This is a genomic window from Mycobacterium sp. SMC-4, assembly GCF_050205565.1.
Taxonomy (GTDB): Bacteria; Actinomycetota; Actinomycetes; order Mycobacteriales; family Mycobacteriaceae; genus Mycobacterium.
The window spans coordinates 69,518-91,550 of record NZ_JBNMQU010000011.1 but is presented as its reverse complement, the minus strand read 5'-3'; the positions used below and the strand labels follow the sequence as shown (position 1 = coordinate 91,550).

Sequence of the window (22,033 nt, the reverse complement as noted above, 5' to 3'; positions counted from 1 at the left end):
TGTGTGAACTTCTCGTTCGGGACTGTGCGCGACGACCTTGGTCAGTGGTGGTCAGTGGGCGCCTTCGATGCCGAAGAAGAGCTTGCGCAGCCCTTCGTCCTCCAGCACCGCGGCCACTTCCTGCTCCTCGCTGATTCGGCCGCCGGTCATGATGCGCACTCGGTCGCAGTGCGGCAGGATCACCGCGGGGTTCTCCTCGACGACCCACAGCACCCCGACGCCGTCCTTGGTCACCTCGGCGATGCTCGCGATCAATTCCTGCACGATCGTCGGCGCCAGGCCGGTGGTGGGTTCATCGAGTGCGAGGAACTTCGGTTCGGACGCCAACGCCCCTGCTACCGCGAGCATCTGGCGCTCGCCGCCCGAGAGCGTGGACGCGCTGGCGTCGCGGCGCTTGGCCAGGCCTGGGAACCTGTCGAACGCGAGGTCTATCCCCCCGCTCATCTTGCGCCGGCCCATCGGCATGAGCGCGACTCGAATGTTCTCCTGCACGGTGAGTGCCGGAAACGTGTTGCCGCCCTGCGGAACATAGGCCATTCCGCGCCGCACCATCTTTGCTGTCGGCACGGTGCCGAGGTCTTCGCCTTCGAGCTCTACGCGGCCGGACATCGGAGTCACGACCCGGAAGATGGACTTCAACAACGTCGATTTGCCGGCGCCGTTGGGCCCCACCAGCGCTACCGTCTGGTTCGTGGACACGTCCAACGACACGTCGTGGATCACCGGCAGCTTGCCGTAACCGGCGGTCAGTCCCTGCACGCTCAACAACGTCACTGCGCACTCCCCAGGTAGATCTCGGCGACCATCGGGTGAACCGCGATCTCGTCGGGCGTCCCGGACACCACGACGCGCCCTTCGGCCATCACGTAGACGTAGTCGGACACCGCGAAGACGAATTGGATGTTGTGGTCGATGATCAGCAATGTGATGCCGCGGGCCCGAAGGTCGGTCACCTGATCGGCCAGTCGTCCGATCCCCTGCGGCGCCACGCCGGCTGCCGGCTCGTCCAGCAGCACCATACGCGGCTGCACCATCAGAAGACGGGCGAAGTCGACCAGCTTGGTCTGGCCCGCCGTGAGGTCTTCGATCCGTTGATCTTTGACCTCGGTGAGCCCGAGCTCTTCGATCAACAGGTCGGCACGTTCAGCGGTCTGGCGTTCCTGCTCGAGCCAGCGTCGCCGGTTGAACAGGCCGCTGAACAACGATTCGGACTGGTCGGCTCCGGCGGTCATGAGGTTCTCCCACACAGACAGCAGTGGGAAGCCCACCGGCGTCTGGAACGACCGAACCATTCCGCGGCGCGCGATCTTCCAGGCCGGCTCCCGCTCGATACGCTCACCGAACAGCGCAACCTCTCCGGTGTCGGCCTGATCGAATCCGGTCAGCACATTGAACAAGCTGGTCTTGCCGGCGCCGTTCGGTCCGATGACGGCGGTGATGGTGCCCTTCTCCGCCTGGAGCGACACCCCGTCGACAGCTCGGACGCCTCCGAACGACTTGCTGACATTCGACGCGCGGAACGCGAGTTCTGTTGCGACACCGGTACTCATTTGGCTGCCACCACCTTGTTCTTCTTCGACCGGACAGGCCCGAGGTCACGCTCGCTGAGCTGGAAAGCAGACCGCTCGTTCATCAACCCCTCGGGGCGGAACCGCAGCACCAGGATCAGCAGGATGCCGAGGATGACCGGACGGGTGGCCGCGAGCATCTGGGCGTACTCGGCCGACCCCTGCAGGAACGTCAGAAGTTCGGTGCAGACGATCAGGAGCGTGGCGCCGATCAGCGGTCCCTTGCGGCTGGCGATCCCGCCGATCACCAGTGCGGTCCACACCACGAAGGTGAGCTCGGAGACGAACAGCGACGGCACGACGCTACGGACGTGCCACAGGTACAGCGGTGTGATCACGCCGATCAGCGCCCCGGCGAGCACGTAGGTGATGAGCCGGTAGCGCACCACGTTCTTGCCCAATGAGCGCGCCACCGCCTCGTTGTCGCGGCTGGCCCGCAGCAGGCGGACATAGGGAGTCTTGGCCAGGCGATTCATCAGCAGGTAGATCGCCAGCGCCACGGCCACCGCCAGACCGAGCAGCACCCAGCGGTAATCCGACGGGGGCACCAGATCCCGGAACGGGCGGTCGATCGACGAGAAGCCGGTGGTGCCGCGGGTCAGACTGCTCTCGCTGATCGCGAGTTGGTGCACCACTTCGGCGAACGCCAATGTGGTGATCAGGAAGAACTCGCCGCGCAGCCTGATCGACGGAAGCGCGACGACCAGTGCCGCCAGCGCGGTCATCACGATTGCTCCGATGATGCCGACAGCCATCGGCCAACCGGGCATGAACAACAGTCCGCTGTCGACGCGGGTCTGCGTGAGGATGATGTAGGTGTAGGCGGCCACCGCCACCAGTCCGGCAATGCCCAGGTCCCACATCCCGGCCCAGCCCGCGACCAGATTGAGGACCATCGCCAGCGCCGCGTAGATCGCCGCGAGAGTGAGAACACCGACAAGGAAGACCAACAAGGATTGCATTTACGCGGCCTGCTTTCTCTGCCTGACGCTGAAGAGTCCGCTGGGTCTGACCAGCAGGACGATGATGAGCGCCACGAACGCGACGACGGTGCGATATGACGTGGGGATCAGTAGCGCGCTGAGATCCATGGCCAGCCCGAGAATCAAGCTGGCGAAGATGACTCCGTACGTGCTGCCGAGTCCGCCCAGCACCGCCGCTGCGAGAATCAAAAGGATGTTCTGCCAACCCAGTTCCGGGCCGACCGAGCCGATGATGCCGATCATGACCCCGGCCAGGCCGGCCAGGAAGCCGGCGATGAACCACACCTGGTAGGACACGAACTGCGTCGATATTCCGCGCACTCTCGCCAGGTCCGGGTTGCTGGCCACCGCCCGGATCGAGATGCCCGCCGGTGTTTTGGTCAGGAACAGGTGCAGCGCGAGGATCGACACCGCGGCCGTGACGATCATCGCGAGCTCGCCGAACGAGATCTGGACGCCCAGCCCGTTGAAGGTACTGCCGAACGACACCTCATAGTGCTGCAGGTTGGCGCCGAAGACCATCACCAAGAGGCCGTAGATCACGTACGCGACGCCCACGGAGGTGAACAGCTGAACCAGGACGCCCTTCTGGCGAATGGGTTCGAAGATCACCACGGACAGGATCACTGCGGTGACACCGGTCGCAATGGCCGCGAAAAGCGCGGCAGCCCAGGTCGGTATCCCCCAGTCGCGGGACGCGATCAGCCCGAGAAACGCAGCCAGGGCGAGGAACTGGCCATGGGCGATGTTGAGGAAGCCCTCGGTTTGGCGGACCATCGAGAACCCGACCGTGGCCATCGCCAGAATGCTTCCGGTGACGAGACCGAAAATCAGATACTGCACTGCTCAGTGCCTTTCGAAATCCGCAGGGGTGTGTGAAACGGGTTGTCCGGCGGCCGACGATCGCTCGGCGGCCGCCGGACCGACGTCAGCGGTCGAGGATCCCGCGCAGGGCGGGATCCAGCTCGATCACGTCGACCTGTGTCCACTCGCCGTCGACGATGAACTGCTCACCGAACAGGGGTGCGGCCAGGTTGTTGTGTTCGTTGAGATCCAATGAGCCCGAGGCACCCTCGTAGTTGATCTCGTTCCCCGCCTCGAGCTCCTTGATGCCGTCGGCGTAGGAGTACACCACCGTGCCGCCGGGATTGAGCACCTCGGGAATCGCCTCTGCGATCGCCCGGCCCTCTGTGCTCTGCGCCTTGGTGATCGCCAGCGCCAGCGCGATGTACTCGTCGTACTGGTTGGCGTCGTAGACACCTGCGGCCGGCTGGTGACCGGTCTTGGCCTGGAATTTCTCGGCGAACGCCTTGTAGGCGGGAGAATCCGTGTCGTAGGCCGCGATGGCGCCCACGGCGACACCGTCTGCGAGCTCCGGCATCAACGAACTGATCGGGGGCGTCACCAGATCCGGTGATACGAAGAACTTTCCGCCATATCCGCGCCGTTGCCACTCCCGGAAGATCACCGACGCCGCCTCGTGACCGGCCGCCAGATAGACGGCATCGGGCTTGGCATCGAACGCCTGAGCCAGTTCGGCCTGATAGGAGGACCGCCCCGGATTGAATCGGACGTCGGCAACGACCTCGCCGCCGGCGCCCTCGACGAACACCTTCTTGAAGATGTCCGCCGGCTCCGACATGCCTTCGGTGTTCTGCGCCATGATCGCGACGCGCTTGATGCCTTCGTCGCGCGCGAACTGCGCGGCGATGGTTCCGCCGTCGCTGTCGGATCCCGTGATCCGCCACATGAATTCGCCCGTGCCGGTGTCCAGCTCCGGCGTGCCGCAGCCGGGGCAGAACACCGGGATCTCCATCTCGTTCGCGCTGTCGAGGATCGCGAGGCCACCGGTGGACTCCACCCCGCCGACCGCGACGACGTTCTCGACGTCGACCAGTCGAGAGAATCCCTGGACGGCGCCTTCGACGGTGGACAGGTTGTCCGCGCTGACCAGTTCCACCTTCTTGCCCAGGACGCCGCCGGCTTCGTTGATCTCGTCGATCGCGATGGTCACGGCGGCTTGGGAAGGCTCGTAGTAGGACGCGTAATCACCGGTGATGCCGTTGAGCCACCCGAACTTGATCACGTCGCCGCCGCCGGCGTCGCCTCCGCCGCCCCCACCGCTACACGCGGTCAAAAGCATTGCGGCAGTGGCGAAGACGCCTACAGCTCCTTTTCGTTTCAACATCGCTGTTCCTTTCTTGGGCATGCGCTACTACACCGTCGACATCGATGGTGTGTGCAGACGGTGGGGTGAATCGTGAACTTGCTGCTCGGTTTGAGCTGCGTCCTACGCGCGATCCTCATCGCTGGCCAGGAGATAGCGCACGATGAATTCATGCGATGTCTCGAGATGGGTGCGGGTAAGTTCATATAGCCGTTGGCCGTCACCGGCCTTCGCGGCGTCCAGGATGTCGGTGTGCTCCTCCTGCAGGTGCTCGACGTTGCCGATCACGGCGAGGTGCAGGTAGAGGTAGCGGTCGGTGAGTTTGCGGAGTTGGTCGACGTGGGCGATCATCATCGGCCGGTTCGCGCGGTGGTAGATGGCGGCGTGGAATTTCGCGTTCGCCTCGAGCCACTCCACGAGATCCGTGGTTTCGGCCATCATCTCGTAGTACCGCGTCATCTCGATGATGTCGGCCCGGCCGACCTGCGTGACCGCGATCTGCGTGAGATAGGGCTCCACAGCCATTCGCATCTCGTAGAGTTCCTGCAGCTCGAGGATCGACAGCGGCCGCGAGTGCGGCACCCCCTCGATCATCACCACCAGGCCCTCCGCCACCAGGGTCTGCATCGCGTCGCGAACCGGAATGCGGCTCACACCGAAGCGGTCCGCCAACTTCGAGTACGACAGCCGCACACCCGCGCCGATCTCCCCGGTGAGCAGAGCCTGCCGTAGCCCGTTGACCACCACGCTTCCCACCGCTGCTGTAGGCACCACACCCGCACTTCCCTGATACGTTCCGAACAAGTTGTATACGGAACATACGGCCTGTATCGCTTTTGGGTATCCAAAATACGAAAATTCCGTGTTACATCCGGATTTCGGTTGGTGTGTACACCATGTAGCACCGCGCCGAGACGGACACCCGCAGCAGGCCGGAGGGCAACCCTGCGCGCGAGGAACTTCGAACCGTGGTCAGCCGGGCAGCGTCGTGATGTGCACGTGGTCGAAGTGGCCGTATCCCGATCCGCGCGGGCCGGCAGGCGTGTAGTAGGTGCCCCGCCAGATCACGTCCTGCAGTCGGAATCGGGCGGCGTTGGCCATCGCGAACGCGAGGATTTCGTTGCCGAGCGCGATGCCTTCGGGGCTGTTGTGGTTGGGGATCATGATGTCGATCGCCAGTCCGCGGGGATGCCACGGCTTCGAGTCCGGCCGGACACCGTCGATCTGCGCGATCTGCGGAAAGCGGGCGCTCATCGAGCGGGCGACCAGGACGGTGCTGGGTTGCAGACCCGCTTCCTTGGCGACACCGACGGGCAGGGCCTCCATCGGGACGTGGGCGGCGGCGAGGGAGGCAGGGTCGGGCATCGGGGCGACGGCGGCCGGAGCCTGCGGAGCCGGTGCAGGAGGCGCCGGCGGCGGGACCGCAGCGTCGACCGCCGCCTGCTGTTGCGGTGTCAACGCCGCGTACTGCGCCTCCGCGGCTGCCACCTGGCGCAGCAGCTCGCTCCACTTGGCCTGTAGGTCGGCCTGCACGGCGGCGGCCTGTTCAGCCGCGACGCGGGCCTCTGCGGCCGACTTCTCCGAAGCCTGAGCAGCTGCGGCCGCACGCTCACGCGTCGCCCGGAACGCCTTCATCCGGTCGGCTGCCGTCGCCGCCACCACTCGCTGCAACGACAATGACTCGATCAGCTGTTGCGGGGACGTCGCCGTCAGCACTGCTGCCACCTGGCCCTCGCGGCCACTCATGTAGCTCATCGCAGCCACCCGGTCGACCGCGAGCTGATAGTGCTCGAGCTGCGCGTTGGCCGCCGCGGCGGCGTCGAGGTCAGCGCGGTGCCGGTCTTCGGCGGCGGTCTGGGCGGCCAGCTTGGCGTCGGCCTCGCGCTGGCCCGTCGTGACGGCCTCGCGGGCCTGAAGCGCCTGGCTGGACAGCTCGTTGAGCCTGGCCAGCGCATCCGCCGCCGGGTCGGCACTCACGTCGATGGGCGATGCCAGAACCAAGAGAGCGGTTGCTGAAATGCACACGGTGCGCCGAAGTGACTGGCGTACCCGGGTCATCTGGTGTGCCACGATCCTTCGCTGCGAGGACCGCTCGCGGCCCCGAACCTTCTACGTCCCGAGACAGGCTACGAACTGGTTCCGACGATGTCCACTCGTCGCTTCCGTTCGGCGGGACGCGCCGGGTACTTCAGCAACAGCTCACCCGGCGGCAAGCGAGGGAAACGTGAACACGAGGGTCGTGCGGCTGCCGTCAGCCAGGACGACTCCGGACATCGTGACAAAACCGGTGCCGTCGGCGTCGAACGTCGGTGGCTGAACGCTTCGCAGGGATTGATATTCCAGGTCGAGAACCTCCTCGGCTCCGGCCGGCGTCAACACGTACACACCGCTGTGGTCGGGACCGAAGACGGTGAGGTAGGCGTTGCCGGCGGGGTCGAACATCAGCACCCGTTGGTCATCCGGACCGATGGACAGGGCCCTCGCAACGGTCAAACCGGATGCTGATCCCACCACTTCGCCCGCAGCATTGAATCCCAAGACCTCGACGCCGAGCTGAGTGTCACCGCCGGTGATCAAGTAGCCCTCGCCGTTCGGACCGAATTCGATGAGGGGTCCCCACTGGGGAGTCGGGACATATCCCGAACCCGGCACGATGGGTGTGTAGGTGTCGGTGGACAGTGCCAGAATCTGTTCGTCCGTGTAGTTGCCCTCCGGGATGCGATACCGCAGCGACACGTAGGCAGCACCGTCAGGACCGAAGAACACCTGGGCGCCCTCGGTCCCCAGTGGCAGTTCGATCATGCGGTTCACGGTCGCGTCGGGGTTCAGCACCGCGACGTATTCCCTGCCATCCACGACGTAGACGAAGTAGCCGAAGTCATCGGCGGCCGTCGCGCCCCCACCGACAAGGTTGATTCCCTGGCCCAGGACCAGTGCCCCCGGCAACTCCGTGGTCGCGACGACTCCGTCCCGGTCGATCACCGCGACGGAGGCGGTCTCGGACGACGCCGGGTTGATCGCCGCATAGACGGTGCCGTCCGGTGTCACCTGGAAGCCCGAGATACGGGCGCCGATCGTGTCCGACGTGTCGATGGTGGTCGCGGTGATCCGCGAGATCGTGGTCGTCCCCGTCTGGTTGTCCGTGGAACCGCTGTAGTTGAAGGTCTCCAGATAGAAGCCGTCGGGACTCACGACCGTCTCACCCGGCAGTCCGCGGATGGTGCGCACGGTGCGCGCACCCTCTCCGACCGTGTACACCCGAGTTGTCTTGCTGCCGAACCATCCTCGGATGCCGACGGTGACGTACGCATTGCCGTCCTCACCCAGGATGGGACCGCTGGGGTCGGTGCCGAAGGGCAGCCCGATGGCCCTCGTCCCACCGTTCGGATTGAACACTCGCAAGGTCGAGAAGCCGAAAACGGAAGACACCATGTAGGCGGTGCCGTCTGGCGCCAGTTCGAGCTCGGCGTCGTAGGAAAAGGACCGCACCGTGTTGGCCGGGGAAACCCGGACCAACCGGTAGTCGATCGGTGCACTGAAGGGGTCGAAGAAGTTGAGGACTTGGGTACGCATGTACAGCGCGCCGTCGGCGCCCACCATAGGTGTGCCTTCCGCCAAACCGGTGAACGTGGCCAATCGGGACACGTTGCCCTCGCTGTCGACAGCCGAGATGGTCGAGCGACTACGGCTTGCGTTTCTCGTAATGACGATCAGCGTGCCGTCAGGTCTGGTCACACGCACAGCGCCCGATCCCGGGATGTCCTCGCTGGTGGTGACGACCTGGCCGTCGCTGTCCAAGATGCTGACCCGGGTGACGTCCCCGCTCCAGGTGACCTGGTAGCGGGTGCCGTCGGCCCCGATGACCACAGGACTGCTGGCATTCCCGGGGATCGATGCTGCCGCAGCCGCGGCCTGTGCGCCGGCTTGCGCAGCACTTCGCGCCGCGGCGCTACTGAATTCCGAAGTGCGCTCCCCCAGATGACGACGCGCTGACGTCACCGCCGTGAACAACAGCGGAGACGCGGCCGGAGATCCGGGCCCGTTGCTCTGGCGCGAGACGGCCCGCGGCGAGGACAACGGCGTCGACACCGTGGCGGGCGGTGACGTCTGTTCAGACTGTTCGACGACGGGATCGGTGGATGGTTCTGCGGCCGGCGGATCGGCCGGAAGAGGCTCGGCCGGCGACGGAGCCGGGGTCGGATCCGCCGCGGCATTCTCGTCAGGCGTGACGAGTTCGCTTGTAAGATCCGCGGATTCGTCCCCCTCGATGCTCTTGGTCTCGGGAGTCGTGGTCGCTGCGGCGCGCTTGCCGGTACCCGATGTCCGTCGCGGTGAGTCTTCGGCGATGGACTTCTTTCGCGGCCCGGCAACCTCTTTCGACGTCTTCGACCGTGTCCGGGATTCAGCGTCGTTGGCGGCGCGAGTCGAACTCGAGGCAGAACTGCCGGAGGTGCCCGTCGAGCTCGCCCCTTCTGTGGATGCCCCCGCCAGTCCCGGAACTGCGGCCACCGCAGAACCGATACCCAGCGCGACAGCCAACGCGCCCACCCGTCCGACGTACTTGTCCCAGCCCATGATGACCCTCCCCCGTTGAGTTCCAGCAAACATAGTCGGCCGATGAGCGTTGCGTGAGCAATTGGGGAAACCCCTTGTCTTCGGGGGTCAGCCACCGACACTGCGGCCGGGTGTCAACCCGTCATTAACCCGTGGTCCGCCGCAGCACCGCACAATGTTCACCGGCGTTACCTAACTTTCGCCTTCATGGACGACGGCACGCGGGCGATTGTCGAGGCGATGGAGCGTGAGATCCTCCACCTCGACGACGCCGCGAAGCTCCCCAGTGAGCCCTCCTTGATGCGCCAGTTCGGTGTCAGCCGCCACATCGTGCGCAAAGCGCTCGCCCAACTCGAGACCCGGTTCCTGGTGCGACGGGTCCAAGGCGCCGGCACCTTCGTGAACAGCCGGCTCGACTACGTGTTGTCCCCGAACATCCCACCGTCGGTGCACGAGACCTTCGCACGCGTCGGCGGCATCGTGCGCACCTTCGTCCTGGACGCCTCCCAGCAGCCGGTCCCGGCCGACGTCGCCGACCGGCTCGGGCAGGCGGTCGGCGACACCAGCCTGCGGCTCACCCGGGCCAGCTATCTGGGCGACGAACTGGTCGGCTACTCCAACGAATGGGTGTCACCACAGGTCCTGCCCGAGGTCGAGATAGGTCTACGGGCCTACGAATCGCTGACCGAGCTGTTTCGCGCCGCCGGTGCCGAACCGGTCCGGAGCTGGACGCGCGTCGTGCCCGACCTGACCCCCGCGCCGATGCTCGCTCACCTGTCGGTGAACGAACCGGTGCCGGCATGGCGGATCGAGACGTTCACCAAGAACGCGAAGGACGGCGCAGCGTTGATGGTCAGTCGGGCATGGATGCGTCAGGACCGGGTGTGCATCTCGGTGAAGTACGAGCACGAGGTCTGAGCCAACTTGTTGCGCAACTTCTGCGACTGTTCACTGCAGTTCCCGCTCGGATTGGGTCCCGTGTCGATCCGGGGCCAGACCGCGCAGTGACGGTGTACCGGTAACCCGTCGCGCCCACGGCGGCCCCCTTCTCTCAACATCAGGATGAAAACCGCATGCTCACACGTAGCTCCTCACGCACCACACTGACCGCGATCGCGGCGGTGGGACTGCTTGCCCTGTCCGCTTGTTCGAGTTCGGACTCCAACGACAACAGCGACACTGCCGCCGCCGGTGGCGGCGACGGGACCACCCTCACCTTCGCGTCGATCCCCGAGGAAAACGCATCCGGGCTCGCCGAGAAGACGAAGATGGTCGTTGCCGCTCTGGAGAAGCAGCTCGGTGTGAAGGTCGAGACACAGCAGGCCACCAGCTACGCCGCCGTGATCGAGGCACTGCGTGCCGGACAGGTCGACATCGCGGCCCTCGGGCCGTTCTCCTACGCTGTCGCCGCCGACAGCGGCGTCGGTATCTCGTTGGTGGGTGTCCCGGCCGATTCGGTCGACGAGTCGCCCAGCTACCAGTCGTACGCCATCACCAAGCCCGACAGTGGAATCACCTCGTTGAGCGACATGGCCGGCAAGACGGTCTGTTTCGTCGATCCCACTTCGACATCGGGGTACCTGTTCCCCTCCGCCGGACTGCTCGAGGCCGGGATCAATCCCGAGACCGGAGTCACGCCCGTCTTTGCCGGCGGACACGACGCCTCGGCCCTGTCGGTCCTCAACGGCACGTGTGACGCAGGCTTCGCCTACGACACGATGGTCGACAACAAGCTTCCCGAATCGGGTCAGCTTCAGCCCGGCGCGCTGAATGTGATCTGGAAGTCGGAGGACATCCCCAAGTCACCGACCGTGGTCAGCACGAAGTTGCCGCGGGAGATGCAGGACCGCATCGCCGAGGTCTTCCAGAAGGACATCAACCGTCCGGCCCTGGTCGAACTGGGCCTGTGCGCCACCGAGGAGGAATGCGCGCTGCCGGAAGACGTGGCATACGGCTACATCCCCGTGGAGGACTCCACCTACGACGGCATCCGGCAGGTCTGCGCCATCACGAAGTCGAAGTCCTGCGTCGTCTGACGTGGGCGCCGCAGAGAGGACTGACATGGGAAACACCTTGACCATCCCGCGGAACGGCACCGCCCTTGCGGTGCCGTCGGATCCGCGCGATGACGGTGTGCAGTTGCTGGGAGTGACCCGGACGTTCGGACAGGTCACGGCCCTCGACGATGTCACGGTCTCGTTCGTCCCGGGCAAGATCAACGTGTTGTTGGGCTTGTCCGGATCGGGAAAGTCCACCCTCCTGCGCTCCGTCAACGGATTACAGATGCCCACCCGCGGCCAGGTGCACACGCTCGGCGTACCGGTGCACGCGGCGAACGCCCGGACGCTGCGGCGGCTGCGGTCGCGAGTCGGCATGATCTTCCAGCACTTTCACCTGGTGGGCTCGATGTCGGTTTTGGAGAACGTCTGCACCGGCCGGCTGGGCACGCTGCGCGGCCCGCGTCTCGGGTTGTTCAGTTACCCCCGCGCCACCAAAGAGGCGGCGATGGCCCACCTTGCACGGGTGGGCCTGGCCGACAAAGCCTTTCAACGTGCCGACACGCTCTCGGGCGGTCAGCAGCAACGCGTGGCGATCGCCCGCGCCCTGATCCAGGAGCCGGCGCTGCTGTTGGCCGACGAGCCCGTCGCCTCCCTGGACCCGCTCTCGTCGATCACTGTGATGGACCTGCTGCGCGAGATCTCGCGTGAACTCGGCCTGACCGTCATCTGCAGTCTCCATCAGGTCGACATCGCCATGGAGTTCGGTGACCGGATCACCGGTTTGGCTTCCGGTCGCATCGTGCTCGACCGCCCGATCAACGGTTTGGACCGTGACGAGGTCTTGCAGATCTACCACGGCCCCACACGAACCGCGCTCGTCTCGTCCGGCAGCGGGGCCTGACGCCGTGTCGCCCGATCTTCTCGAGGCGACCGAACCTGCGGTGATATCGACGCCCCCGCGTCCGCGGCGGCGTCCTGCGCCGATCGCGGCGGCGGCTGCGCTCCTGGCCCTGTTCGCCGCGGCGGTCTGGTCCTTCGTCGACCTCGGCTTCGATGTGACCACGCTGGTCACCGGCGCCGAGAACGCGGCGGAGTTCATCGCGCGCATGGTGCCGTTGGACTTCCCACCGCTGGCCGAGACGATATCGCTGACGTTGCAGACGCTGTCGATCGTCACGGTGGCCACCGCATTGTCGGTTCTCCTCGGCCTGCCGCTGGCGTTGGCGGCGGCGTCTACCACCGCTTCACATGGACTCAGCCGCAATGCTTCCCGGGCCTTCATCGTGGTGATGCGTGCCGTCCCCGACCTCGTCCTGGCGCTCATCTTCTTCCGGTTGTTCGGACTCGGCGCGCTCCCGGGCATTCTGGCCATGGGACTGCACTCGATCGGCATGGTCGGCAAGTTGTACGCCGATGCCATCGAAGATCTCGACCACGGTCCCATGGAGGCGCTGCGCACGGCCGGAGCCAGTCGACGTCAGCAGATCGTCTCGGGAATCCTGCCGCTGCTGCTGCCGCAGCTGATCGCCACAGCGCTGCACCGTTTCGACATCAACCTGCGCGGATCGGTGCTGCTCGGTTACGTCGGAGTGGGCGGCCTCGGCATGGCGATGGCCGACGCGCTCAACACGATGGACTACCAGCGCGGCATGGCGCTGGCTCTGATCGTGCTCGTGCTGTGCATGGTCGTGGAGATGATCTCTGCCACCGCACGCACCGCGCTGCTGGGCCGTCGCCCCGATCGCCGCCGCTGGCCCCTCGGTCTGTGGGATCGGATCACCGACGGCTGGGTGCGCCGGCCCCTGGCCACCCATGAGCCGCAGTCGTTGCGATCCGGGCGGATCCGCACCGCTCCCCCGTGGGACGCCGACCGGATCCGGCGGACGTTGACCATCGCCGTCACCGCGACCATCGTCGCGCTGGCCGTACTGCGCTCCGGAATCGACCCGGGGGCCTTCCTCGGCGGTCTGGCCCACGTCGACGAGACGCTCGGCCTGTTCTGGCCGCCGAGCGCCGGCGGATCCTGGGACGATCTGGTCGAGGCCATGATCGTGACCATCCAGATCGGTTTGGCCGCAACGCTCATCGGAGTCGTGATCGCTCTGCCGGTGGGTGCGCTCGCGGCACGCAACGTGGCGCCGAATGCCGCCACCGCCAATGCTTTCCGCCTTCTGATCGTCACCGTGCGCGCACTGCCGGACCTGATCCTGGCGATCGTCCTCATCGTCATGATGGGCCTCGGTCCGGTGCCGGGGGCCATCGCCTTGGGCCTCGGATCGGTCGGACTGCTCGGAAAGCTGGTCGCCGATTCGATCGAGGAAACCGACGTCCGCGTGCAGGACGCCCTGCGCGTCACCGGAGCGTCACGGCTGCAAGTGCACACCGCGGCAACCCTTCGGCAGGCGCTACCGGCAATGGTGGCCCACGTGCTGTACCAGCTGGACGTGAATTTCAGATCGGCGACTTTGCTCGGCATCGTCGGTGCCGGCGGCATCGGCTATTACCTGTTGAACGCCAACCGGGTTCAACAGTTCGACACCGTGACGCTGATCGTGCTGATGATCCTCACCGTCGTACTCGCACTCGAGGCGTTGTCGGCGTGGATTCGGCATGTGGTCTCGCGGGCCGGTATCGACGCCGATTGTGCAACAAGTCGCTCGTAGTTTGCCTGCCGGTTAACCGGAGGTCAACCGCGGCGACGGGACCGATGCATGTACGAACAGGACAGTAACGGCATGGACACACAGACACTGCAGGACAGCAGACGGCGCTCAGCGCGGGCGTTGTCGCGCGCGACCGGAGCCGAACTGGCCGACCTGTGGCACCACTGGCCGGATCGGCCCACCACGCAACTGCTGCGGGCACCCGAGACCGGGCTGGTGATGGTCCAGGGTCGCGTCGGAGGCGGAGGTGACCGCTTCAACCTGGGTGAGGCCACGGTCACCCGTGCCACCGTTCGCGTCAGTCATGCCGACTCCGTGGCCGTGGGGACCGCCTATGTTCTCGGCACCGATCACGAACACGCTGAGCTGGCAGCGACATTCGACGCCATGCTGGCCTCGCCGATGCGCGACGCAGTGCTGCGCGACGTCATCGAGGTTCTCGAGCAGCGACAGTCGGCACAGGACTCCGACGACTACGCGCAGGCCCGTAGCACGGTGGTTGAGTTCTTCACCGCCGCGCGGGAGAACTCCGGAGACGACGAGGACGACGAATGACCACCGCATTGAACACCTTGCAGGCCCGCGGCTTCGGCGACCCGCCACACGACGCGCAGCAGATGTTCCGCAGCATCCTGACCGCCATGTCCCGCCCGACCATCGCCCAGCCGGTCACCGTCGACCTGACACCGCCGGCACCGCTCGGTGTTGCCGCCGCTGCCGTCGTCCTCACCCTCTGCGATGAGTACACCCCGCTGTGGCTGGACGAGACGCTGAGCCCGAACACCGCAGTGGTGGAGTGGATCCGGTTCCACACCGGAGCGCGGATCACCCCGGACCTGCGTTCGGCGATGTTCGTGCTCGCGTCGTCGCCGGTTACGGTGCCGCCGCTGACCGAGCTCGACACCGGCACCGACATCGCCCCGCACACCTCAGCCACTCTGATCATCGACATCCGTGACGCCGGCAATGCGGTGACCCCGCTGCTGGCGACCGGCCCCGGCGTCAACGGCGCCATCACGTGGGACGCGCGCGGCCTGCCGGCCGGACTCGTCAGCTATCGCGCCGAGCGGGAATCGGCGTTCCCGCAAGGGATCGACCTGATCCTCGCCGACCACGACACCGTGGCCGCCCTGCCGCGCACCACCCGTCTGCAGATCCTCGACACCCGAGCGGAGAACCCCTGATGTATGTCGCTGTCAAAGGTGGGGAGAAGGCCATCGCCAACGCCCACCGCCTCCTGGCCGCACGCGGACGAGGATCCACCGACGTACCGGCACTCGAGCACGTTCAGGTGCGTGACCAACTGGGTGTCCTGGTGGCCCGGACCATGGCCGAGGGTTCGCTCTACGACCCGGATGTCGCCGCGAAGGCCCTGATCCAGGCTCAGGGCGACGTCGTGGAAGCAGTCACGCTGCTGCGGTCCTACCGGACGACGTTGCCCCGCTTCGGCACAACCGAGCCGGTCGATACCGGCGCCCTGCCCAGCGACCGCCGCGTCTCCTCGACATTCAAGGACATCCCCGGCGGCCAGCAGCTGGGCGCCACCTTCGACTACACGCACCGGTTGCTCGCCGAGGGGAACTGCTGCGACCCGCAGGCAGCCGACGCCGGCAAGGTCGACCGCGAGCCGATGCCGCGAGTCACCGACGTGCTCGGCGCCACCGCGTTGATCGAGCCCGACGGATCCACCGAACAGTCCGACGATCCAGAGCCCGACGACCTCACCCGGGAACCGACCGTGTTTCCGATGACGCGGGCCGGGCGGCTCCAGGCACTGTCGCGCGGGGACGAGGGATTCCTTCTGGCACTGGGTTATTCGACGCAGCGCGGGTACGGCAACAACCACCCGTTCGCCGGCGAGATCCGGGTCGGTGAGGTCGAGGTCGAGTTCGTCGCGCCCGAGATCGGACACGCGGTGCCCATCGGACGCATCGAGCTCACCGAGTGCCAGATGGTCAACCAGTTCGTCGGCGGCCATGACCAGCCGCCGCAATTCACCCGCGGTTACGGGCTCGTGTTCGGCCGAGCGGAACGCAAGGCGATGTCGATGTCGCTGGTCGACCGCGCCCTGCGGGCCGACGAGTTCGGCGAACGCACCGTCTCCCCGGCCCAGGACGAAGAGTTCGTGATCAGCCATACCGACAACGTGCAGGCTGCCGGGTTCGTCGAACACCTCAAGCTCCCGCACTACGTGGACTTCCAGGCCGAGCTGATGATGATTCGCGAGCTGCGTCGCGGCTTCGACGAACGCCGGCAGGCCGCGACCCCGATCGCCCCGATCGCAGAGGAGGTCGACGCGTGAGCGAGAACCACATCGAATACAACGAGGGCTATCTCGACGAACAGACCAAGCGCGTCGTTCGACGGTCGCTGTTGAAAGCGGTGGCCATTCCCGGGTTCCAGGTGCCCTTCGCGTCGCGCGAAGTCCCGATGCCGCGCGGCTGGGGTACCGGCGGTGTGCAGGTCACGGCATCGGTGATCGGTGCAGGCGACACGCTCAAAGTGATCGACCAAGGTGCCGACGACACCACCAACGCCGTCTCGATCCGGAAATTCTTCGAGAAGGTCTCCCGCGTCGCCACCACCACCCGCACCACAGAGGCCACCGTCATCCAGACCCGCCACCGCATCCCGGAGCAGCCGCTGCGCGAAGACCAGATCATGGTGTATCAGGTGCCGCAACCGGAGCCGCTGCGCCAGCTGGAACCCCGCGAGACCGAGACCCGGCAGTTGCACGGCCTCGAGGAGTACGGGTTGATGTTCGTGCGCCTCTACGAGGACATCGCCCGCTACGGACGTATCGCCTGGACCTACGACTACCCGGTGCGGGTCAACGGCCGGTATGTGATGGCGCCGTCCCCGATCCCGAGCTTCGACAACCCCAAGATGCACCAGAGCCCGGCACTGCACCTGTTCGGAGCGGGCCGGGAGAAACGCATCTACGCCGTCCCGCCGTACACGGACGTGGAGAGCCTCGGTTTCGAGGACCATCCCTTCCAGCCGCAGCGATTCGAAAAGCCCTGCGAGATCTGCGGTTCCCGCAACGTGTATCTGGACGAGGTGATTCTCGACGACCAGGGCGGCTCCATGTTCGTCTGCTCGGACAGCGATCACTGCGAACAAGCCGCCGCCGACCGCGGCGTGACCGAGAAAGAGGTGGTGGGCGCATGAGCGCAGAGATGCCGCTGCTGAGTGTGACCGACGCCGGCCACCGATACGGCGCCCGATTCGGCTGCCGGAACGTGACTTTCGACCTGTGGCCCGGTGAGGTACTGGCCGTGGTGGGCGAGTCGGGTTCGGGCAAGTCGACGCTGATGGGAATGCTCGCACAGCGCTTGTCGACCGACGAGGGCAGCGTGCACTACCGGATCGGCGACACGCTGACCGACCTCTCGACGCTGAGCCAACGCGAAGTACGCCGGCTGTGGCGCACCGAGTGGGGTCTGGTACACCAGAACGCCGCCGACGGCCTGCGCATGCACGTCAGCGCCGGCGGCAACGTGGGTGAGCCGCTGATGGCCAACGGGTGGCGACACTACGGACAGATCCGGGCGCGCGCCGCCCAGTGGCTGGAGCGTGTCGAGATCCCGCTGGACCGCATGGACGATGCGCCCGTGACGTTTTCGGGCGGCATGCGGCAACGGGTGCAGATCGCCCGCAATCTCGTCGTCGGGCCCCGTCTGGTGTTCATGGACGAACCGACCAGTGGACTGGATGTGTCGGTCCAGGCGCGGCTGCTGGATCTCATCCGGTCGCTTGTCACCGAATTGAAGTTGGCGGTGGTGATCGTCACCCACGACCTCGCTGTCGCCCGGCTCATCTCCCACCGCACGTTGGTGATGAAGGACGGCGGGATCATCGAGCAGGGGCTCACCGATCGCGTGCTCGACGACCCACAAACTCCGTACGCGCAATTGCTCGTGTCCTCGATTCTGCAGGGGTGACCACCACGATGGACGACAACCTGACACTCGCTCTGTACGACGTCAGCAAGACCTTCACGCTGCATCTCCAAGGCGGCCAACGCCTTCCGGTGCTCCGCGGTGTACACGTCGAGGTTCCGCGGGGCACCTGCGTGGTCCTCGGTGGCGAGTCCGGCGCGGGTAAGAGCAGCATCCTCAAGATGGTGTACGGCAACTACGCCGCCGACGGCGGCCGCATCCTGCTGTCCCGCCACGGACGGGTGCTCGACCTGGTCACCGCCGCGCCGCGCGAGATCCTCGCCGCCCGCCGCGACACCATGGGCTACGTCAGCCAGTTCCTGCGCGCGGTACCGCGGGTGTCTGCGCTCGACGTGGTCGCCGAACCCCTGCTCGACGACGGGCTGCCGCGCGAACAGGCACACGAGCATGCGGCCGAACTGCTGGAGCGGCTGAACATCCCCCGGCGGATGTGGCACCTGCCGCCGGCCACGTTCTCCGGTGGCGAGCAGCAACGCGTCAACATCGCCCGCGGCTTCGTCACGGGACGACCGCTGCTGCTCCTGGACGAGCCCACCGCGTCGTTGGATGCCGGGAACCGTGCCGTGGTGATCGACTTGATCCGGGAACACCTGGCGCGCGGGGTCAGCATGCTGGCGATCTTCCACGATGCCGCCGTCCGCGAGGAGGTGGCCGACGTGATCGTCGACGTCACGCAGTTCTCTCCGGATGCGACGCGCCTGTCGGTGGGAGCCATGGCATGACCAGATACGCGATCTACGCGATTCCCGGAATCGATTCGTGCGCTTCCGAATCCGCGATCGCCCTGCGCGCCGCGGCCGAATCCTGGCTGGCGCGCCCGGACCTGCGAGACGTCACCGTCGACGCTCGTCGCTACGGATTCCACGCGACGCTCAAAGCACCGTTCCGCCCGGCCGCCGGTATGAGCGAAGACATGATCGTCGACGCCGCTGCCGAGCTGGCCGCCGCGCACCCTCAGGTGACCCTGTACGGGCTGACACCCGCGGTCATCGGCGACTTCCGCGCGCTGGTGCCCAGCGGACCGACAGAGGCGGTCGACGCTCTGGCGGCCACGGTGGTCCGCGGTATGGACCATCTGCGCGCACCGATGGACGAGGCCGACCGGGCGCGACGCCGCCCGGATCTGCTGTCGCCCCGGCAGCGAGAACTCCTGGAGGCGTGGGGTTATCCCTATGTGCTCGAGGAGTTCCGCTTCCACATGACGTTGACCGATCGACTCCCGCCCGACCGTGGCGCGGCGATCGACGCGGACATCGCGCGCCACTTCGCGGACTTCCTCGGGACCGACCTGACGCTCACCTCCGTGTCCGTCTGCGTCGAGTCCGCGCCCGGGCGCCCGTTCCGTCCGCTGGTCTCCCACCCGTTGCGCTCCGTCGCCCCCACCCCCACCCGCTAGAGAGGGATCCCATGACTGTCTCCGAGAAGGTCTTCCGCAACGCCCACGTCGTCCTCGAGGACGACGTGGTGTACGGGGCGGTGCGGGTCGTCGACGGTGCCATCGCCGATGTCGCCGAGGGCGCGTCGACCGCCGGCGCCGGTGAGGATCTCGACGGCGACCTGCTGCTCCCCGGCGTCGTCGAGCTCCACACCGATCAGGTCGAGACCTACTATCAGCCTCGCCCCCAGCGCTTCTGGGCGCCGGTGCCGGCCGTCGTCGCTCACGACGCCCAGATGGCCGCATCGGGAATCACCACGGTGCTCGACGCGCTGCGCATCGGCAGCGGTCCCGGTGACACCAGGCTCAGCCGCGACGCGGGTCTGCTCGCCGGTGCCATCATGCACGCGCAGAGCGCCGGGTTGCTGCGCGCCGAACACTTCATCCACCTGCGCTGTGAGGTGTCGACCCCTGATGTCCTCGACTCGTTCGACGAACTTCGCGACAACGAATACGTGCGGCTGGTCTCGCTGATGGATCACACGCCCGGTCAGCGGCAGTACGCCGATATCGAGGCGTTCCGCACCTACATGGTGGGCAAGCATCGTCTGACACCCGAGGGCTTCGACGAGCACGTCGCTGAACTGCACACCCGCGCCGCCCAGTACTCCGCGGTCAACCGGGTCGAATTGGCCTCTCGGGCCCGTGATCTCGGGTTGGTGTTGGCGGCACACGACGATGCCACGGTCGATCATGTCGCCGAGTCGTCCGCACTGGGTGTGGGGATCTCGGAGTTCCCGACCACGCTGGAGGCCGCCTTCGCGGCCCGCGCCGCCGGCCAGGTGGTGATGATGGGTGCCCCCAATGTGGTTCGGGGCGGCTCACATTCGGGCAATGTCGCCGCGAGCGATCTCGTGGAGTCGGGTCTGCTCGATGTCCTTTCCAGCGACTACGTCCCGTCCAGTCCGCTCCAGGCGGTGTTCTCTCTGGTCGACAGCGGCGCGCTGACGATGCCGGACGCCGTCGCGATGGTCACCGTCAACCCCGCTCGGGCGGTGGGTCTCGACGACCGGGGTGTCATCGCCCCGGGACGTCGCGCGGATCTGGTCCGCGTGCACGTGCACCAGGCCGGGGTGGCCGAAAAGGTCGGGCCCGTCGACCAGCTGCCCATCGTCCGTGGCGTCTGGCGCGAAGGTGAGCGGGTCGCATGAGCGGGACTCTTGTCGCGGTGGTCGGGCCCAGCGGCGCCGGCAAAGACTCGGTGATCGACTTCGCGCGAGGGCGGTTCACCGCGGATCCCGGGGTGGTGTTCCCTCGCCGGACCATCACCCGTCCCCACGGACCCGGCGAGGATCACCGGGCCGTCACCGACACCGAGTTCGCCGAACTCGCCGGCGCCGGAGCGTTCGCATTGGCGTGGCGAGCACACGGTCTGGACTACGGCATCGGTATCGAGGTCGCGGCGGAGGTCGCGCGCGGGGCGGTTGCCGTGGTGAACGTGTCGCGCACGGTGCTGGCCGCACTGCCGCAGCGGTTTCCGCGGTTTGCGGTGGTGCGGGTGACGGTGGATGACGAGGTGCGCCGGGCCAGGCTGGCGGGTCGGGGACGCGAAGATGACGCGGCCGTCGTCGCCCGGCTGACCCGCCCCGACCCCGCGCCCGACCACGTCGTCGATCTGGAGATCGTCAACGACGGGACCGTCGAGCAGGCCGGCCAACGGCTGGCCGAGTTCGTGAGGAGTCTGGGCGTCGGCGCCATGTCCGGAACTCGGTGACGCCCACTCTTCCTCCCTCGGCGTCATTCGCGGTCTGTGCGTGCTTGCCCACGAAGGCACGTATGGTAGGACCACATAACTGGTCGGCATCGCAGCGATGCCACTGCAGACGATTCGAGGAAGAGCATGGTCCAGTCAAGCGACAAAGTCGGCGTCGTCGGATGCGGCCTGATGGGCGCGGGAATCGCCGAGACCTGTGCCCGCGCCGGGCTGGAGGTCACCGTCGTCGAGACGAACGCCGGCGCGGTCGCGGCGGGACGGCAGCGACTCGAGACCTCCCTGGCGAAGGCTGAGTCGCGGGGCAAGATCGCCTCGGCGACCGACGTCCTGGACCGCATCACGATCGTCGAGGGCATCGACGCGCTCGCCGACCGCACCCTGGTCATCGAGGCGATCATGGAAGACGAAGCGGTGAAAACCGCGCTTTTCCGGCAGCTCGACGAGGTCGTCACCGATGTGGACGCCATCCTGGCGTCCAACACCTCCTCGATCCCGATCATCAAGCTGGCGACGGCGACCGGCCGCCCACAGAACGTGCTCGGTGTGCACTTCTTCAACCCGGTGCCCGTGCTGTCGTTGGTCGAACTGGTCCCCAGCTACCTGACCGCGGATGCGACCACCGAGCGGGCGCGCGCCTTCGTGCAGGAAAAACTCGGCAAGCACGCCATCGACTGCAAGGACCGCGCCGGATTCGTCGTGAATGCGCTGCTGGTCCCGTTCCTGTTGTCGGCGATCCGGATGGTCGAGCAGGGCGTGGCGACCGCGAAGGACATCGACGAGGGCCTCGTACGGGGGTGCGCACATCCGCAGGGTCCGTTGGCGCTCAGCGACCTGATCGGGCTCGACACCGTGCGGGCCATCGCCGATTCTCTGTACGAGGAGTTCAAGGAGCCGCAGTACGCGTGCCCACCGATGCTGGCCCGGATGGTCGACGCCGGTCTCCTGGGCCGAAAGACGGGCCGGGGCTTCTTCGACTACACATGACCA

Annotated in this window: 22 protein-coding genes; 14 read left to right on the top strand and 8 right to left on the bottom strand. The window is 66.6% G+C overall.

What is annotated here, in order from left to right:
- Positions 1-51 precede the first annotated feature (51 nt).
- From ACQI46_RS19295 to ACQI46_RS19260, 8 genes are all read right to left on the bottom strand, one after another.
- Positions 52-774 (bottom strand): ABC transporter ATP-binding protein, encoded by a 723-nt coding sequence (locus ACQI46_RS19295; RefSeq protein ID WP_427095646.1) that lies wholly within the window; start codon positions 772-774, stop codon positions 52-54.
- On the bottom strand, positions 771-1,550 hold the full coding sequence (locus tag ACQI46_RS19290; RefSeq protein ID WP_427095645.1) for an ABC transporter ATP-binding protein: 780 nt from the start codon (positions 1,548-1,550) through the stop codon (positions 771-773). The genes ACQI46_RS19295 and ACQI46_RS19290 overlap by 4 nt, the downstream gene beginning before the upstream one ends.
- Positions 1,547-2,530, bottom strand: coding sequence for a branched-chain amino acid ABC transporter permease (locus ACQI46_RS19285; RefSeq protein WP_427095644.1), 984 nt, complete (start codon positions 2,528-2,530; stop codon positions 1,547-1,549). The genes ACQI46_RS19290 and ACQI46_RS19285 overlap by 4 nt, the downstream gene beginning before the upstream one ends.
- On the bottom strand, positions 2,531-3,394 hold the full coding sequence (locus tag ACQI46_RS19280) for a branched-chain amino acid ABC transporter permease (protein ID WP_427095643.1): 864 nt from the start codon (positions 3,392-3,394) through the stop codon (positions 2,531-2,533).
- A gap of 85 nt (positions 3,395-3,479) precedes the next feature.
- Positions 3,480-4,694, bottom strand: coding sequence for an ABC transporter substrate-binding protein (locus ACQI46_RS19275; RefSeq protein WP_427095642.1), 1,215 nt, complete (start codon positions 4,692-4,694; stop codon positions 3,480-3,482).
- Positions 4,695-4,841: 147 nt separating this feature from the next.
- Positions 4,842-5,489: a GntR family transcriptional regulator gene (locus tag ACQI46_RS19270; RefSeq protein ID WP_427095641.1), complete on the bottom strand. Its 648-nt coding sequence runs from the start codon at positions 5,487-5,489 to the stop codon at positions 4,842-4,844.
- 201 nt (positions 5,490-5,690) lie between these two features.
- Positions 5,691-6,776 (bottom strand): glycoside hydrolase, encoded by a 1,086-nt coding sequence (locus tag ACQI46_RS19265; RefSeq protein ID WP_427095794.1) that lies wholly within the window; start codon positions 6,774-6,776, stop codon positions 5,691-5,693.
- A gap of 141 nt (positions 6,777-6,917) precedes the next feature.
- Positions 6,918-9,293 carry a hypothetical protein gene (locus tag ACQI46_RS19260; RefSeq protein ID WP_427095640.1) on the bottom strand — a complete coding sequence of 792 codons (2,376 nt, stop codon included), beginning with the start codon at positions 9,291-9,293 and terminating at the stop codon, positions 6,918-6,920.
- Positions 9,294-9,479: 186 nt separating this feature from the next.
- Between ACQI46_RS19260 and ACQI46_RS19255 the strand changes: the two genes are divergently transcribed.
- The 14 genes from ACQI46_RS19255 to ACQI46_RS19190 all read left to right on the top strand — a co-directional run bounded on the left by ACQI46_RS19255 (position 9,480) and on the right by ACQI46_RS19190 (position 22,030).
- Positions 9,480-10,190: a GntR family transcriptional regulator gene (locus tag ACQI46_RS19255; protein ID WP_427095639.1), complete on the top strand. Its 711-nt coding sequence runs from the start codon at positions 9,480-9,482 to the stop codon at positions 10,188-10,190.
- 155 nt (positions 10,191-10,345) lie between these two features.
- Positions 10,346-11,308: a phosphate/phosphite/phosphonate ABC transporter substrate-binding protein gene (locus tag ACQI46_RS19250; RefSeq protein ID WP_427095638.1), complete on the top strand. Its 963-nt coding sequence runs from the start codon at positions 10,346-10,348 to the stop codon at positions 11,306-11,308.
- Positions 11,309-11,333: 25 nt separating this feature from the next.
- The gene (gene phnC, locus ACQI46_RS19245) at positions 11,334-12,173 is read left to right on the top strand and encodes a phosphonate ABC transporter ATP-binding protein (RefSeq protein ID WP_427095637.1); all 840 of its coding nucleotides are present in this window, start codon (positions 11,334-11,336) and stop codon (positions 12,171-12,173) included.
- Positions 12,174-12,177: 4 nt separating this feature from the next.
- Positions 12,178-13,935, top strand: a complete 1,758-nt coding sequence (phnE, locus tag ACQI46_RS19240; RefSeq protein WP_427095636.1) for a phosphonate ABC transporter, permease protein PhnE — start codon at positions 12,178-12,180, stop codon at positions 13,933-13,935.
- 72 nt (positions 13,936-14,007) lie between these two features.
- Positions 14,008-14,490 (top strand): phosphonate C-P lyase system protein PhnG, encoded by a 483-nt coding sequence (phnG, locus tag ACQI46_RS19235; protein ID WP_427095635.1) that lies wholly within the window; start codon positions 14,008-14,010, stop codon positions 14,488-14,490.
- Positions 14,487-15,119 (top strand): phosphonate C-P lyase system protein PhnH, encoded by a 633-nt coding sequence (gene phnH, locus ACQI46_RS19230; RefSeq protein ID WP_427095634.1) that lies wholly within the window; start codon positions 14,487-14,489, stop codon positions 15,117-15,119. The genes phnG and phnH overlap by 4 nt, the downstream gene beginning before the upstream one ends.
- Positions 15,119-16,237, top strand: coding sequence for a carbon-phosphorus lyase complex subunit PhnI (locus ACQI46_RS19225; protein WP_427095633.1), 1,119 nt, complete (start codon positions 15,119-15,121; stop codon positions 16,235-16,237). Before phnH ends, ACQI46_RS19225 begins: the two co-directional genes overlap by 1 nt.
- A complete protein-coding gene (locus ACQI46_RS19220) occupies positions 16,234-17,106 on the top strand; it encodes an alpha-D-ribose 1-methylphosphonate 5-phosphate C-P-lyase PhnJ (protein ID WP_427095632.1) in 873 nt (290 codons plus the stop codon). Before ACQI46_RS19225 ends, ACQI46_RS19220 begins: the two co-directional genes overlap by 4 nt.
- Positions 17,103-17,879: a phosphonate C-P lyase system protein PhnK gene (phnK, locus tag ACQI46_RS19215; protein ID WP_427095631.1), complete on the top strand. Its 777-nt coding sequence runs from the start codon at positions 17,103-17,105 to the stop codon at positions 17,877-17,879. Before ACQI46_RS19220 ends, phnK begins: the two co-directional genes overlap by 4 nt.
- Positions 17,876-18,619, top strand: a complete 744-nt coding sequence (gene phnL / locus ACQI46_RS19210) for a phosphonate C-P lyase system protein PhnL (protein WP_427095630.1) — start codon at positions 17,876-17,878, stop codon at positions 18,617-18,619. The genes phnK and phnL overlap by 4 nt, the downstream gene beginning before the upstream one ends.
- Positions 18,616-19,293, top strand: a complete 678-nt coding sequence (locus ACQI46_RS19205; protein WP_427095629.1) for a DUF1045 domain-containing protein — start codon at positions 18,616-18,618, stop codon at positions 19,291-19,293. Before phnL ends, ACQI46_RS19205 begins: the two co-directional genes overlap by 4 nt.
- Positions 19,294-19,304: 11 nt before the next feature.
- Positions 19,305-20,483, top strand: coding sequence for an alpha-D-ribose 1-methylphosphonate 5-triphosphate diphosphatase (locus tag ACQI46_RS19200; RefSeq protein WP_427095628.1), 1,179 nt, complete (start codon positions 19,305-19,307; stop codon positions 20,481-20,483).
- Positions 20,480-21,046 (top strand): phosphonate metabolism protein/1,5-bisphosphokinase (PRPP-forming) PhnN, encoded by a 567-nt coding sequence (gene phnN, locus ACQI46_RS19195; RefSeq protein ID WP_427095627.1) that lies wholly within the window; start codon positions 20,480-20,482, stop codon positions 21,044-21,046. The genes ACQI46_RS19200 and phnN overlap by 4 nt, the downstream gene beginning before the upstream one ends.
- A gap of 126 nt (positions 21,047-21,172) precedes the next feature.
- Entirely contained in the window at positions 21,173-22,030 is an 858-nt protein-coding gene (locus ACQI46_RS19190; RefSeq protein WP_427095626.1) for a 3-hydroxybutyryl-CoA dehydrogenase, read from the top strand.
- Positions 22,031-22,033 lie beyond the last annotated feature (3 nt).